The following is a 15,235-nucleotide window of genomic DNA, read 5'->3' as shown; positions in this document are numbered from 1 at the left end:
GTAATAACGCAGAAAAAAGGCTTGAGAACAAGGCAGGATTTTTCGATAAGTAGTTATTCTACAATCAAAAATTCTAACGCAGTTATCGAGCATTTTAACAAGCTAGGGCGAGCAGTTATTTACTACGATTGGTATCAAGTTTCGATGTAAAGCAATAGGCGGGAGCTTCGGCTCTCGCTATCCAAGGACAGGTATATGTGGCAACAAGGATTTGTATTAGCGCTATTGCTTGGCATCGTAACTTGCCTTCTAACGACGCGTATTAAGCCGAGCTTTATTTTTGCTGGTGCAGCTTTTATTGCGTTTATGGCTGGAATGATTGATGTATCCAGTCTGGCAGGCAACTTCACTAACTCTTCACTACTCACTTTAGTGTTGCTAATTCTCGCTTCAAGTGCGTTGGAGAAAACTCGCTTAATCAGCTGGGTGAGCCGAAACATTTCAGAAGGTCGGCTTGGTACAGTGGTGGCAAAGTTGGGTGTTTCCACAGCGCTACTTTCTTCTTTTACTAATAATACTGCTGTTGTCGTGTCGTTGATCGGTGCGATCAAACGCAATCAACAACATGCTCCTTCTAAGTTACTGATTCCACTATCGTACGCTGCGATTTTGGGTGGAACCCTGACATTGATCGGCACCTCAACCAACTTGATCATCAACAGTTTTGTTGAAGATGCAGGCTTACCGAGTTTGAACTTCTTTACGCCGACGTTGATCGGTTTGGCGGTATTGGTCGGTGGTGTGTTGATCTTGATCCCACTGAGTTACTTCCTGCCTAGTTACGATGATGGCTCACAAGATGAACTGCCTTATTTCTTGGAGGCTCGCGTTGAACCCGGTTCACCGCTGGTGGGACGTAGCGTAAGTGAAAATAACCTTAGAGCACTTCGTAAGCTGTTTCTTGCGGAAGTGATTCGTGATGGTAAGACAACGGCTTCAATTGACCCAGACTTCGTGCTACAAGCACGCGATCGCCTTTTGTTTTGTGGCGATGTCGAGAGTGTTGCAACTCTGCAAGAGATCCAAGGACTAACACTGTTTGGACAACATCACCTTAATGGTCAGAACTTTGTTGAAGTAGTGGTAAGTTCATCGGCGAGTGTGTGCAATAAGACATTGAAAACCAGCCAGTTTAGAGACCGTTTTGACGCGGTAGTAGTAGCGATTCGCCGTGGCCATGAACGCCTTGAAGGTGGGTTGGGAAACATCACGTTAACGGCGGGTGATACGTTAGTGCTAGTACCGGGCAAACGCTTTGAAGAGCAGCGTCAGCAACACAGTAAAGAGTTTGTGTTAATGAATGATTTGGACTCGAGCGCTAAACTGGATGCGGATAAATCAGCCTTGGTTTTACTCGGATTTGCCGCTGTAATTGGCTTAGCGTTGGCCAACATGCTGCCGATCATCAAAGGGTTAGCAGGTTTTCTATTACTGTTGGTTGCGTTTGGAGTGGTACAGCTGAACGAGCTAAGACGTCGTTTCCCAGTTGATATTGTGGTGATCGTTGGTTCAGCGCTGTCGATTGCACAATTGATGATCTCATCAGGTTTGTCTGAGCAGATGGGGCTGATGTTTATTGAAGCTTTTAATGGTTGGGGTGTGTTTGGTGCGCTGGTGGCGACCTATTTGATGACCTTAGTTTTGACCGAGCTAGTGACAAACAACGCCGCCGCTGCACTCTCTTTTCCTATCGGCTACAGCATGGCAGTTGGCTATGGTGTTGATCCTATGCCATTTATTATGGCGGTTCTGTTTGGAGCGAGTGCGAGTTTCATCTCCCCTTATGGCTATCAAACCAACTTATTAGTGTACAGCGTGGGCAACTACCACCTGACAGATTACCTGCGTATCGGCATTCCGATTTCTATAGTTTATTCAGGGCTTGTTCTCACGCTAATCCCTTACTTTTTCCCATTTTAATGCTGTTTATTTAAAGGACTAATTATGACCACTGCAGTGAAACCAAAAGACGAGAATATCGTGTGGCATGAGCACTCTGTTGATAAAGCGTTTCGCTCTCAACTTAAGTCACAAAAACCTGCGGTATTGTGGTTTACGGGGTTATCGGGTTCAGGTAAATCAACGGTTGCTGGCGCGTTAGAAACACGTTTAGCGCAACTGGGTTACCATACTTATCTTCTGGATGGCGATAATGTTCGTCATGGATTGTGTAGCGATCTGGGCTTTTCTGAGCAAGATCGTCGAGAGAACATTCGTCGTATTGGTGAGCTTGCTAAGCTGATGGCCGATGCAGGCCTCATCGTACTTTCTGCTTTTATCTCTCCTCATAAAGCGGAGCGTGAGTTGGTACGAAATCTACTACCAGATGGCGAGTTTTTAGAGGTTTATGTGAACACACCAATCGAGGTGTGTGAGCAGCGTGACCCTAAAGGGCTTTATAAGAAAGCGCGAGCAGGGGAGATCCCGAATTTCACTGGTATAAGCTCGGTGTATGAGGCGCCTGAGACGCCGGAAATCGATCTTCCTGCTGGTGATAAGACATTGGATGAACTTGTTGAACAGTGTATTGAAGCGTTAGAAGCCCGCAAGATTATTGCTAATTAACACTAACTTATTGGCAACTAACACTATATAGCCTTGGTTATCGCCAAGGCTATTTTGTTTTATAAGACTATATTGTTTTATACGGTGTGATTTACGCTGCCAGGTTTTGCTTCGGCTTGCACCGTAAACTTCTGACTGAGCAGAGCAATGAGCTGGTCATAGTAAGCACTGTTTGGCTTGTTTCCGAGTAAAACACACAATTCATTACCCGTTGGACTGAAGCGATAGTAGACCAACTTCACTCCTTTTGAGAGCGGTGTAATTGCCATCTGTTTACCTTGGTAGGTGAGATTGAGTGCAGGATCGAAATCGATCTCTCCCGATTCCAACTCCGTTCCATGCAGAATACCTAGCTCAATAAGATGCAATAAGCTTGAATAGGGCAGGTTATGACTGCCTAAGTTGATGGTGCTAGCGCCCGTTCTTTTCCCAAAACTGAATAAGCCCGCCTGGGTTTTGAAACCGAGCAGCAGCTTGCGGCTATTGTCACTGCCAAAGCTACACGCTAATGAAGCAGCACGTTGCAGAGTTAACGCCTCTTTAGGGGTCATATCTTGCAGGATTTGCAGCGCCTTCATTGAGGTCGAGCCCGGGTTAGTTACCTCTCTCTTTAACACTTGAGCCCACAGTCTCTGCATCGAACTATTGTGGATCTCTTGAGCCATATCGAAGAACCGATACAACCAATCTTGGTCAGGATCGCCAGCCGCTTCATCTTTGCAGGACATATGTGCCAGTTTTAGGATCTGTTCAAGGTTTTTCTGACGCAGCTCTTTGCGCTTTTTCTCTCGCAGCAGTGCCCGTTCTATCAGTGATTTCTCTGCTTTATCAGATGTTTTACTTTCTGGGCTAAGCAATGCATCCAAACCAAAGTTCTGGGCGATATTGAGCATTCGACTGGCGCTGTCGGCAATATGGGGCTTTTTCTCTTGCTTTGGAGCAGTGTCATTCACATGTTCAATGATCACGGGCTGTTGAGAGTCAGACATAGCGATACCTACAAACCTTAAGACAGAAATGTAACTGGTTAAAATGTAACTCTTTATGGAACTTGTGACTAGAGGCTGTCGATTTTTCGAGACTAAATTTGTTCAGATGGATGCGCCTAGTCAAAATTGTTTTAGGCTCAGAAAAGGGCGAGTAACTTCAATATTACGAATAAAGTTGAAGGATTAAACAAAATTTACTTTTTATGATGATAATAAAATGTTAAATTTGTTGTGTAATCCAAGGAGGAGTTATGAATCAGGTGAATGATAATAAGCTGAAAAAACAGCTGGCAATTGGGCTATTACTCGTTAGCTATGTCGCTATTCTAGCGTATCTGTCTAAATATATTGCGTAACCTAGCGATATTTCATCGTTAGAAAATTGTTATAATACCAGTTGCTTATAGAACCTAGCTTATAATTGTTGTCTATAAAAAAATGGCAGCCCAAGTGAGCTACCATCTTCATATTCGTTAGAACGATATCCCTACATATCGTCGTATTCTTCTATTGCTACCCCTTCAATAAGATAGCCAGTCTGCGCCAAGTCGTGCGTAATGGTCTCTGTTTTCAGTGTTCCCACTAGATAGATAACATCCCACAGTTGTTGGATCGGTGCGCCCTTTGGAAATTTCACATAGATGATTTGGTTAGGTGGCGGTGGCGGTACGTGAATACATGCCCCGAAATATGGCACCAGTAGAAACTCAGTGATCATATTCTCATCCCCTTCTAGAGGGATAACAAAACCAGGAATTTTTACTTTGCTTCCATTCAGCTCTGGACGGATAGCACCAAGCTTAGATTGCTGAGGGTTCTCTTGGCTGTGATCGACGGTTGGCATGCCGAAGGGATCGAGCTGAGCGCGTTCCGATTCTGGAATTAGGTCTATCCATTCCAAAGTAAGGACTGATTCCTCGGTTGATGGTGCTTCTGCGTATGCGGTTGTCGCAAACGGAAACAGAAGCAACCCAAGGATCAGCAAGAGTTTGTGTTGCATAATGTGTTCCTATAATTAAATTCGAATGGTCATGCCATCAGCAAGTGATTGACGATACGCGCGGAATGCGGGAATAAAGCCAATGATAATTCCAGCAATTTGAACCATCATAATGAGTTTCCACTCATGTGGGGTGATTGCGGATATTGATATGTTGATACCATAACTTTGTTGCACGATAGGAGCAACTACTGCAATTAAACCAAAGAGCAATCCGACGCCTAACGTAATACCAAGGAAAGTAAGCGCACTGGCTTCACTGATCAATAAACCGAATACGTGTCTTGGTCTCGCGCCCATCGCTCGTAGGATAGCCATCTCTCTACGACGCTCTTGTAAGCTAGTCAGTAGACTGCTGAGCATCCCGAGTAGACCTGCCACAACGACAAAGCCAGATACGACTAGCAGTGCTTGCTCAGCAACTGACATCATGCCCCACAATTCATGCAGTGCAATGCCTGGCATGATCGCGCTCAAAGGCTCTTGTCGGTAGGTATTGATTTCGCGTTGCAGTGCGAATGTCTGAATCTTTGAGTTCAGACCCAGCATCATTGCAGTGATCTGTTTTGGCTGGAAGTCGTAGGTTTTCAGTGTTTCAGCATCCGGCGTATGACCAAGATTAGCCCCAGATTCCCAACCAACGTGAATGGCTTCAATAGCCTCGAGTGATACGTGCACCGTTTTATCTACTGGTGTTCCTGTTGGCGCAATGATACCGACGATCGTAAATGGCAAGTTGTCGTGGCGGCTGAATGCCACATCACTAATACCATGCGCTAGGATGATTTGATCACCAATCTCATAGTCGAGTTGTTTTGCTACATCCGCACCGATCACCACATCAAACAGCTCATTAAACTCACGCCCCTCTTGGATAGTAAGTGGTTGCTTACTTCCATAGCGATAGTGCTCAAAGTAGCTGTGGTTGGTGCCCATCACACGGAAGCCTTTGTGCGAGTCACCCAGAGAGATTGGAATCGCCCATTTTACTGCTTTATGTTGGCTGAACTCTTGGTAGCTTTTCCAGTCGATGTTATTGGTTGCGTTGCCGATTCTGAACACAGAATAGAGCAGTAGGTTCACTTGCCCTGAACGACCACCGACAATCAGGTCGGTTCCAGATATGGTATTGGCGAAGCTGCTTTTTGCCTCTGTGCGCACGCGTTCTACACCAAGCAGAAGAATTACGGAAACCGCTACGGTTAGAATCGTAAGAATGGCTGTGGCCTTACGGTTGAGCACACTTTTGAGCGCTAAGTGAGTGATTACTTTCATACGATAGCCTTCGCTTGGTTAACGGTCGTGAGGTCGATGCTGCGAGTGAACAGCTTTTCTAACGTTGGGTCATGACTCACAAAGATCAGCGTGGAGTTGGCTTGGTCAGCCTGCTCGAGCAGCAGTTCAATGAAGGCTTCTCTGTTGTCATGGTCGAGTGCGGATGTTGGTTCATCGGCAATAATGATTTGTGGATGACCCATTAAAGCTCTTGCGGCCGCTACCCGCTGTTGTTGCCCGATGCTGAGTTCGGTTACGGGCTTATTCATCAATGCTTCTGGGAGTTTCAGTCTCTGTAGAAGCGTTTCAGCCGTGGCTTTTAATTCGTTATTCCCTTGGGTGACATTCTGTTTTCTGATGTTGGAAAACTGACAAGGTAGGGTCACGTTGTCCGTCACTGATAGGTATGGCAGTAGGTTAAATTGTTGGAAGATATAGCCTATATGGTCGGCTCTAAACTTGTCGCGTTGACGTGGCGATAGTTGGTTAAGGTCTTGACCCAAGATGGAAACTTCACCTTGTTGTGCTTGATTTATCCCCGTTAACAGCCCTAGTAGTGTCGATTTGCCACAACCACTTGGCCCTTTAATAAAAAGGTGCTCTTTGGCATGGATATGAAGAGAGGGTATTTCGAGCGTTGGTGGAAGGTCTGGCTTCCAACGGAAACTGACGTTTTCCAATTTAACGACAAGCGATGATTGGTCAAAGGACATATAAGCTCCTACTCGCTAAGCGGTTTTGCTTAAATCGATATTCTAGGGAATTGCTCTATGAATCACCATTTGAGCGACTCTGGTTGTATGAGAGCAAGACAGCCAAGTAAGTGCTCACTTGGCTGCTGTACGTTGTGTTTCTATATCAATGAAATATTAGAAACGGAAGCTAGTGTTGTTTGGCGTTAGCTTCTGTTGAGTCTGTGCGCGATCCGTTAACAGGTTCACAGTAATAGACTCTGTATTGGCAAAGTTAGAGAACCATTGTGTTTCAACTGTGTCTAGCTTAGCCACGTTTGAACATTGGTAGTGGTATTCGATTGTGAACTCACCGTGGCCACCTGCAGCATGGTCGTGGTCGTGACCCTCGTGGTCATCATGATCATGTTTGTCATGGTCGTGACCTTCGTGGTCATGATGATCGTGTTTGTCATGTTCGTGGCCTTCGTGGTCATGATGATCGTGCTTGTCATGGTCGTGACCTTCGTGGTCATCATGATCATGTTTGTCATGGTCGTGACCTTCGTGGTCATGATGATCATGTTTGTCATGGTCGTGACCTTCGTGGTCGTGGTCATGGCCTTCATGATCATCTTCACCCAAAGTATGAGTCACAGATTTGTACTCTAGCGTACAATCCGCGCCTTCAAACGCGAATAGCTTGCTCGGTTGGTTCAGTAGTGCTGTCGCTTTTTCTAGTGCCGCTATTTGCTCTGGTGTTTGCGGCGCGTGCTCAAAACCAACAACGTCTGCACCCGGAGCGGTTACTTCAACCAAAAGCTCTTGGCCGTCTTGAGCGATGTTGACTTCAACCTCTCCGTGAACGTGAGCATCATGAGAGCGAAAGTGATCCTCAGCGATAGCGGTAGCAGATACTGTCATGCCGATAACAACGGCTAAAATAGAAGGTTTCATTGGGTATTCCTAAATAAAAAGATAAATTAAAAACAGATTAAATGATTAAGTCATCTTCATGGGTGGTGAACGGGCGAGATAAGCAAAGTACAGTCTTTGTAGCTTACGAGCTGGTTCATTGGATAGGACAATGAAATCGATATTTAATTCAGGAAGTTGTGGTAAATCGTGCGCGAACCCCAACTGACTGGCTGAAAACAGTTCACATTGATGGTGAGCGTGATGTTCCGGATCGGCATCTACGATGTGGTGCGCCACGGACCACGACAACATGATCATTAACCCGAGCATGCACAGGACTGAACGTCTAATTGTGAGTGAGTGGGCTCGCCAGATCATGATGAGTTAAACCGAAAAAGAAAAAGGACGTTGTTATAATATAACAACGTCCTTTCAAGAAATCTCGTAAAAGAGAGTAATTATTATTAAAGATTTGCTTTAATAAGTTGAATAACTTCAGAGACTTCGGTTTCGTTTAACGCCCCTTCTTTTACAAACAGGACCTTACCTTGTTTGTCTTGGACGATAATTGCAGAGCTTTCTTCTTTTAGAGCCCAGGCCGATGCCGCGGTACCTTCTTCATCCAGTACCATTGAAGACCAAGGAAACTCTTCCTTGCTGCTCTCAGCTGAAGATTTCACAAAAGAACCAGTACCCCAAATCGCATCATCTTGGTTGATGATGGTCGTGGTTTGGTATGCATCTTCTGGGAATTTAGACGCGGTAATTGCTGCCATTAGAGGTGCGTTGAGTTCTTTAGAGCTGCTGCGTCCAGCAATCGCTTGAACAACGCGAACTTTACCTAGCATGTCTGTGGTTGCCCAAGCTTGATAGCCTGTTGAACCATCATTTAGAGTGATTTCACCGTGAGCAGTGACGCTAACTGGTGGTAGGGTTTCGCCGACAGATAGGTTGTGAGCATTGGCGAAGATTGGAGAGGCTGCGGCTAATAAAGCCAGTAGAGTTTTGTTTTTCATTATATTTTTGTTCCGCTTGTTGGTTTGCCCTCGAAGTATAATATGAAATAAATAAAATGCCTCGCTTACTTTTTTATCGTACGTCGTTGAAAGGTGTTGCGGAGTTGTTACTAAAGGGTATAATGCAACTATATCAAGGGAATCGACAGGTTTTCTTGCTGTCAGCCAACGGAAATGGCTGTTATTTGTGCTTTGCTCAAAAGTGAAGAGCTGATCACAAACTGTTGTACTCAAAGGAATTGAGGTTGTCTATGCTACGTGAATTTTCTACTTACCGCCCTCGTCAAGTGGCGCGTTTCGTTAAAGTCCTATTCAAAGGTCAATTCAGCATCGAAGGTATCGGTGAATTCAGATTTGACCAAGGAAAAGTCCTTCTTCCTGAAGTGACGGATCAAAAAAAGCTTAATGTATTTAAAGAAGTGAATGGCACCATCGCTTGCATGTCGATGTAGTACACATTGATTTCAATGGTTGGAATGAAAGGGCTTGATGTATCAAAGCCCTTTTTTGTTTGTATCGGTTAATGATTTATTTACTGAGGTGGGAAGCAGACTCCAGTTCCGCCTAATCCGCAATAACCGTTTGGATTTTTAGCAAGATACTGTTGGTGGTAATCTTCGGCATAGAAGTACTCACCAGCTGGCTGTACCTCCGTTGTGATCTCTGAACCTCGCGCAGCTTGCATCGCTTGTTGATAGCTCTTCTTGGAAGATTCAGCAATGGATTGCTGTTCGTTGCTAAAGGTGTAGATAGCAGAGCGGTATTGGGTGCCGAGATCATTCCCTTGACGCATGCCTTGGGTTGGGTCATGGCTTTCCCAGAAAGTTTTAAGCAGTGTTGCAAGAGGCAAGATACTTGGATCGAAGACCACACGCACGACTTCCGAATGACCTGTTTGACCAGTACATACTTGTTGGTATGTCGGGTTATGAGTGAAGCCGCCAGCATACCCTACAGAGGTTGAAACGACCCCTTCAAGTTGCCAAAACAAGCGCTCAGCCCCCCAAAAACATCCAAGGCCAAGCAGTATCTCTTGTTGCCCTGAAGCGGGTGGAGCAAGCAAATCACTTTGATTAACGAAATGTGGTTCTGAAACTGTGATTGGGTATGGGTTCCCGGGCAAGGCTGTTGCTTCAGAAACCATTTGTTGTTTATTGAGCATTGCTATGTTCCTTTTAGAGGTATCTATACGCGTTAACTGTCTTTAAATATACGAGTAACTCTTTAAATTAGACCGTTTTATTGCTTGAATTATTACAGACGCGCTATTGAATTAGCGGTATGATTTCCCTTTGATTCTTAACGTATTGATAACTTCTCCCAATTAATCATGATAAGAAAAACTTTACCAGTTCTGATTGGCACCTTGCTCTCCTCAAGCTTTGCCTTTGCCGATGTCTCTCTGGAAATTGAGGGGCTGGATGGGGCGCTTGAAGATAATGTCGATGCCTACCTGAGCGCTATTCCGGAAGAAGAGTATTCTGTATCTTTGCGTTTTCAGTCTCGTTTAGAATCAATGATCAAAGAAGCAGTAAATGCTTTGGGTTATTACCACCCTGAAATCACTTTTACGCCTTCTGAAGATGACAGCGAACTCTTAGTGAACGTTAAGCCTGGTGAGCCTGTTGTTATCTACACCTCTGATATCGTTATCTCCGGAGAAGCGGAAAACGATCCTGACTTCTTAGCATTAGTTGCAAAAAGTAACCTTCAAAAAGGCAAGGTGTTGAATCATAGCCACTACGACTCGCTTAAATCCTCAATGCGCAACCTAGGGTTAGCCAAGGGTTACTTTGATGGCAATTATGAACTGAGTCGTCTTGAGGTTGCCCCTGAACTTAACCGCGCCTATGTTCGTTTACATTATGACAGCGGTATTCGTTATCACTTTGGTGAAACGACCGTAACAGGCAGTCAGATTGAAGAAGATAAAGTTCAGTCATTGAAGCCGTTTGAGCAAGGCCAGCCTTATGAGATCGCCAAGGTCGGTGAATACAATCAGAACTTGTCCAATACCGATTGGTTCTCTTCTGTATTTGTTGAACCCGACCTTGCCGAATTGGGTAGTGGTCGTGAAATACCAATGAAGGTGAGCTTAGCGCCTCAGGCTCGAAATCAGCTCGAAACCGGTATTGGTGTCTCTACCGACTTAGGGGTTAAAGGCAGCCTGAAGTGGAAAAAGCCGTGGGTGAATAGCAGCGGTCACAGCTTCAATAGCAGCCTCTCTATCTCGAAGCCAGAGCAAACCATTACTGCCAGCTACAGAATACCGCTCGATGATGTACTCAATGACTACTATCAAGTCACCTACGGTATGAAGAATGTCGATAATCGAGATACCAAGAGCTTGGAATCCAACCTGAAACTTGAGCGTTTTTGGCGTTTAGATAACGGTTGGCAGCGCACGGTGTTTGTTCGTTATCTATTGGAGAACTATGAACAAGGCCTACAAGATGATGTTGCGCAGTTTGTGTTGCCGGGTATCTCTTTTTCTCGTACGCGCACTCGCGGTGGCGCGATGCCGATGTGGGGTGATAAGCAGACCATAATGCTAGAAGCGGGTGATGATTCGCTGCTTTCTGAAACTAAGGTGATTCGTTTTCAGGGCAGGACGGCTTGGATTCGTAGCCTTGGCGAAAACCATCGTGGCCTAACGCGCTTAGAATATGGTGCCAACTTTGCGGATGAGTTTGAAAAGCTATCTCCATCTCTACGATTCTTTGTGGGTGGTGATAATAGCCTTCGTGGTTATGGGTATGAGTCTATCTCACCTGTAGATGAGAGCAACGCTCTAACTGGTGCGAAGTTTATGACCACTGCAAGCTTTGAGTACCAATATCGTCTTTATGGCAACTGGTGGGGGGCGATGTTTTATGACATCGGTGATGCCTTCAATGATACGCCTGATTTAAAAGCGGGTACCGGTGTCGGTATCCGTTGGGCTTCTCCGGTAGGGCCTGTGAGTCTTGACTTTGCTTGGGGGCTGGATGCCGACCCAGGTGATGAATTCCAAATACATTTCACTTTAGGACCTGAGTTATGATTAAAGTGATCGGAAAAATTTTCAAATGGACTTCGATCTCTATCGTCTCTATTTTGCTGCTTATCTTGACCTTAGTTGGTCTCGCTCTATTCACCAATCCGGGCTTAAATGCCGTACTTTGGGGGGCTGAAAAGGCTTTACCACAACTCAAAGTTGAGAGCACTAAAGGCGCGCTTTTCCCTCGTTTTAGCCTTCATAACGTCCAATTTGTCGATGAAAGCCTGCACATCAACACTCAACTCGACAAGATTGAGTTGGCGATCAATCCAAGATGTCTGTTGGACCCTCAAGTTTGTGTTGATGAGCTGACTCTACAAGGGCTCGATTTCGCCTTTACTGAATTGCCGCCACCATCGGAGGAAGAGCCAGAACCAACTGAGCCACTAACCTCTATCTCAACGCCATTACCTATCACGTTGAATCGAATCAACTTTGAGGATATCTCTCTCGATATTCTGGGAAACAAGATCGATTGGCAACGTTTTTCAACGGCGATGAATATGAAGGGAGACGTGTTAACTATCTCTCCTACCGTATTCGATGATCTTACCGTTAAGCTCGCTGAAACAGAGCCTTCGGTTGAAGAGGATGCAAAACCGGGAACGGCTAAGGAAGCTGAAGCGATTGTTTTACCAGAAGTGTTGATTCCGTTGACGGTTGCTCTTGAACGCTTTGATTTGAATCGCTTTAAACTTGAGCAAGAGACGCCAATCATCGTCAATCACCTAGGACTTGAAGCGAAAGTGGGTGAGCATGATGTCGATGTACAAACGCTTGAGCTGGATATGCCACAAGCGGAGGCAGACCTCAAAGCAAAAGTACAGCTGAAAGGAGGGTACCTTCTTGAACTTGACCTTTCAGCTCTAGTTAAAGAGACCGACGTGGCGGGGCAGAAGCTTCAATTATCAGCAAAAGGTAGTGTGGAAGAGCTAACGCTGGATGCCACGTTCTCAGAGTTGATTGAAGCAAAGCTATCCGGCGAGCTTAAACCTTTAGAGCCAACACTGCCTTTTGACCTCGAACTGAATGACGGTAAAGCGCAATGGCCATTGAAGGGCAATAGTGACTATCAGGTTGCCATTAAACAGTTAAAAACCAACGGCTCACTGGAAGGTTTTCATTTAAACCTAGATGCTAATGCCAAGGGTAAAGATATCCCAGATATCAGCCTTGATGTTGAAGGTGCAGGTAGCACTGAGCATATTGACTTAAAGCGCCTTGATATTGTGACATTGGGCGGGCATGTCACGGGGGCAGTGAAAGCCAATTGGAAAGAGCTTGTGAACTGGCAAGCGGATATTGGTTTGCAGCATATTCAGCCCGGTTTGCAGTGGCCAGAAGCAGAAGGGGACATCAGTGGTAACCTCAAGACATCTGGTAGCCTAACTGAGGCTGGTGGTTGGCAAGTGGAGCTACCGACCTTGGATATCGATGGCATCTTGAGAGAGTACCCACTCAACATTAAAGGTCAGCTCTCTGCGTCAGATAAAACAGCCTCCGGGGAGCCGAGTGTTGAAACATCAGGGCTGCGACTATCGCACGGTGTCAACGCCATCAATGTGGTTGGTAAGCTAGATAAGCAATGGGATATGGACGTATCCATTGATTTCCCTGAGCTGGTGAAAAGTGTCCCTGACTTGAGAGGTACGTTGGTCGGTGATATCGCACTATCGGGGCCTATGAAAGAGCCAAATGTTGATTTAGGACTGAACATTAATGGCGTTAAATGGAAAGACGAAGCGACACTCGATAGTTTAGCTCTGAATGGCTCTGTAACGCCGTTGCCAGCACCTCAAGCAGATATTGTGCTTAAAGCTAATGGCATCAGCTACCAAGAACAGAAGGTGGAAAGTGTTGAGTTAAAAGTGGATGGTGGTGAGAAGAGTCACAAACTCACTCTGGATGTTGTTTCCGACATCGTATCAACCAGCCTCGCTATCTCAGGTGAATTGGTTCAGAAGCCATCAATGATTTGGAAAGGTGCACTGGAGCGCGTGACGCTTTCAACGGAGCAGGGGCCATGGCGACTTGAGAAGCCCGTGACTATCACAGCGGATATCGATAAGCAGTTTGCGGATGTCGCGGCACACTGTTGGTTGCAAGCTGATTCAAGTGTTTGTTTAACCGAAGATATTCGAGCGGGTAAATCTGGTGCGGTCAAGCTTGCGATTACTGATTTTGACTTTGAACAGGTTAAACAGTTTATCCCTAAGGCAACACAGCTAACAGGCTCAGTCAATGTGCAAGCTGAGGCTAAATGGGATGAGAAACTGGCACCTCAAGTTAGTGCTCAAGTTGAACTGCCAAAAGGGCAAGTCATTCAAGATGCGGGCGAGTCGATCACATTAGGTTGGGAGAGCATTAAAGTAAATGCCAAGCTAAAAGACAATCGACTTGAGGCTGATTGGCTACTTGACGTGACTGATAACGGAGACCTGAGTGGTTCCTTGGTTCTGCCTGATGTAGTTGTTGAAGATAAGCAAGTTGAGGCGGCGCTGCAACTCAGTACGTTCCATCTTGATTTCTTAGCTCCACTGTTAGGTGAATACAGCCTGTTACAAGCCAATTTGTCGAGCGATCTTAAGGTACAAGGCTCATTGATGCACCCGCAAGTCTTCGGCTCATTTGTGGTCGATGACATGCAAGTTAAGGGAGATATCACGCCTGTGGATATCAAAGACGGTCGCATTGGGCTCGACTTTGATGGTTACAGTGCCAATCTCGATGCAGCGATTGTTACCCCTGACGGTCAGTTGGACGTTGAAGGTAAAGGGCAATGGCAAGATCTTGAAGCGTGGAGCACTCAGGTGCGAGTGTTTGCGGATGACTTGATGGTCGATGTGCCGCCAATGGTTAAAGTAAAAGTTGTGCCAGACATGACGATAGATGTCTCTCCAAAGCTTGCGCGTATTACTGGTGATATTTCATTGCCGTGGGGACGTATTGTTGTTGAAGAGTTACCGCCAAGTGCCGTTGGTGTCTCTTCTGATCAGGTGATCCTCAATAAAGATCTGCAACCTGAAGGCGAAACTAAAGTTCCGTTTAATGTCGAAACCAATATCAATATTTCGATTGGTGATGACTTTAAACTTGCAGCGTTTGGACTTGAGGGTGACCTAGTGGGTAAGTTGAATGTCGCTCAGCGAGACCAAGGGCCGTTCATTACCGGTGAAGTCAACATCGTTGATGGTACCTATCAATCATTTGGACAGGACCTGATCATCAAAGAGGGCAAGATCCTAATGAATGGTCCGCCAGATCAACCTTATGTCGCGATCAATGCGATTCGAAATCCTGACAATACACAAGATGATGTGACGGCGGGGGTTAGAGTGACAGGCCCAGCAACAGAGCCAAAAATTGACATTTACTCCGATCCTTCGATGCCACAAGCCAACGCATTGTCTTACTTGCTTCGTGGACAAGATATCGATGGTGAGGCGGGCAGCGGCTCGATGACTACAACTTTAATCGGCCTGAGTTTAGCTAAAAGCGGTAAAGTGGTGGGAGAGATTGGTGAGGCCTTTGGTGTTCAAGATCTTCAGCTTGATACCGCAGGCTCAGGTGAAGATTCACAAGTCACGGTAAGCGGCTACATTCTTCCAGGCTTACAAGTGAAATACGGTGTTGGTATCTTCGACTCTTTGGGTGAATTCACGGTGCGTTATCGTTTGATGCAGGACCTGTACGTAGAAGCGGTTTCTGGCGTAGACAGCGCGGTAGACCTACTCTATCAATTCGAGTTTGAATAATTGTTT

13 protein-coding genes are annotated in these 15,235 nt (G+C 45.7%); 5 read left to right on the top strand and 8 right to left on the bottom strand.

The window, feature by feature from the left end; genetic code table 11:
• Positions 1-195 precede the first annotated feature (195 nt).
• Together FIV04_RS13225 and cysC are read left to right on the top strand one after the other, a co-directional pair.
• On the top strand, positions 196-1,920 hold the full coding sequence (locus FIV04_RS13225) for an SLC13 family permease (RefSeq protein WP_032553301.1): 1,725 nt from the start codon (positions 196-198) through the stop codon (positions 1,918-1,920).
• Positions 1,921-1,944: 24 nt separating this feature from the next.
• Positions 1,945-2,565 carry an adenylyl-sulfate kinase gene (gene cysC / locus FIV04_RS13220; RefSeq protein WP_032553300.1) on the top strand — a complete coding sequence of 207 codons (621 nt, stop codon included), beginning with the start codon at positions 1,945-1,947 and terminating at the stop codon, positions 2,563-2,565.
• A 77-nt stretch (positions 2,566-2,642) separates the two neighbouring features.
• On the opposite strand, the gene FIV04_RS13215 is transcribed toward cysC, so the two are convergent.
• The 7 genes from FIV04_RS13215 to FIV04_RS13185 form a co-directional block, all read right to left on the bottom strand.
• On the bottom strand, positions 2,643-3,554 hold the full coding sequence (locus FIV04_RS13215) for a TIGR03899 family protein (protein ID WP_032553299.1): 912 nt from the start codon (positions 3,552-3,554) through the stop codon (positions 2,643-2,645).
• Positions 3,555-4,041: 487 nt separating this feature from the next.
• Complete coding sequence (locus FIV04_RS13210) at positions 4,042-4,554, bottom strand: DUF3299 domain-containing protein (protein ID WP_032553298.1); 513 nt, start codon at positions 4,552-4,554, stop codon at positions 4,042-4,044.
• 15 nt (positions 4,555-4,569) lie between these two features.
• Positions 4,570-5,829, bottom strand: coding sequence for an ABC transporter permease (locus tag FIV04_RS13205; RefSeq protein ID WP_152469354.1), 1,260 nt, complete (start codon positions 5,827-5,829; stop codon positions 4,570-4,572).
• Entirely contained in the window at positions 5,826-6,542 is a 717-nt protein-coding gene (locus FIV04_RS13200) for an ABC transporter ATP-binding protein (RefSeq protein ID WP_152469353.1), read from the bottom strand. The genes FIV04_RS13205 and FIV04_RS13200 overlap by 4 nt, the downstream gene beginning before the upstream one ends.
• A 156-nt stretch (positions 6,543-6,698) precedes the next feature.
• Positions 6,699-7,457, bottom strand: a complete 759-nt coding sequence (locus FIV04_RS13195; protein ID WP_152469352.1) for a DUF2796 domain-containing protein — start codon at positions 7,455-7,457, stop codon at positions 6,699-6,701.
• A gap of 45 nt (positions 7,458-7,502) precedes the next feature.
• The gene (locus tag FIV04_RS13190; RefSeq protein ID WP_253895348.1) at positions 7,503-7,730 is read right to left on the bottom strand and encodes a DUF2607 family protein; all 228 of its coding nucleotides are present in this window, start codon (positions 7,728-7,730) and stop codon (positions 7,503-7,505) included.
• 152 nt (positions 7,731-7,882) lie between these two features.
• Complete coding sequence (locus tag FIV04_RS13185; RefSeq protein WP_032553293.1) at positions 7,883-8,434, bottom strand: YtfJ family protein; 552 nt, start codon at positions 8,432-8,434, stop codon at positions 7,883-7,885.
• Positions 8,435-8,685: 251 nt separating this feature from the next.
• Between FIV04_RS13185 and FIV04_RS13180 the strand changes: the two genes are divergently transcribed.
• The gene (locus FIV04_RS13180; RefSeq protein ID WP_032553292.1) at positions 8,686-8,886 is read left to right on the top strand and encodes a DUF1107 family protein; all 201 of its coding nucleotides are present in this window, start codon (positions 8,686-8,688) and stop codon (positions 8,884-8,886) included.
• Positions 8,887-8,966: 80 nt separating this feature from the next.
• On the opposite strand, the gene msrA is transcribed toward FIV04_RS13180, so the two are convergent.
• On the bottom strand, positions 8,967-9,596 hold the full coding sequence (gene msrA / locus FIV04_RS13175; protein WP_152469351.1) for a peptide-methionine (S)-S-oxide reductase MsrA: 630 nt from the start codon (positions 9,594-9,596) through the stop codon (positions 8,967-8,969).
• A gap of 168 nt (positions 9,597-9,764) precedes the next feature.
• Between msrA and FIV04_RS13170 the strand changes: the two genes are divergently transcribed.
• Positions 9,765-11,477, top strand: a complete 1,713-nt coding sequence (locus tag FIV04_RS13170; RefSeq protein WP_152469350.1) for an autotransporter assembly complex family protein — start codon at positions 9,765-9,767, stop codon at positions 11,475-11,477.
• On the top strand, positions 11,474-15,229 hold the full coding sequence (locus tag FIV04_RS13165; protein WP_152469349.1) for a translocation/assembly module TamB domain-containing protein: 3,756 nt from the start codon (positions 11,474-11,476) through the stop codon (positions 15,227-15,229). The genes FIV04_RS13170 and FIV04_RS13165 overlap by 4 nt, the downstream gene beginning before the upstream one ends.
• Positions 15,230-15,235: the final 6 nt, after the last annotated feature.

Source organism: Vibrio sp. THAF190c (genome assembly GCF_009363355.1).
GTDB classification, from domain to species: Bacteria; Pseudomonadota; Gammaproteobacteria; order Enterobacterales; family Vibrionaceae; genus Vibrio; species Vibrio fortis_A.
This window is presented reverse-complemented; position numbering and strand designations above follow the sequence as displayed.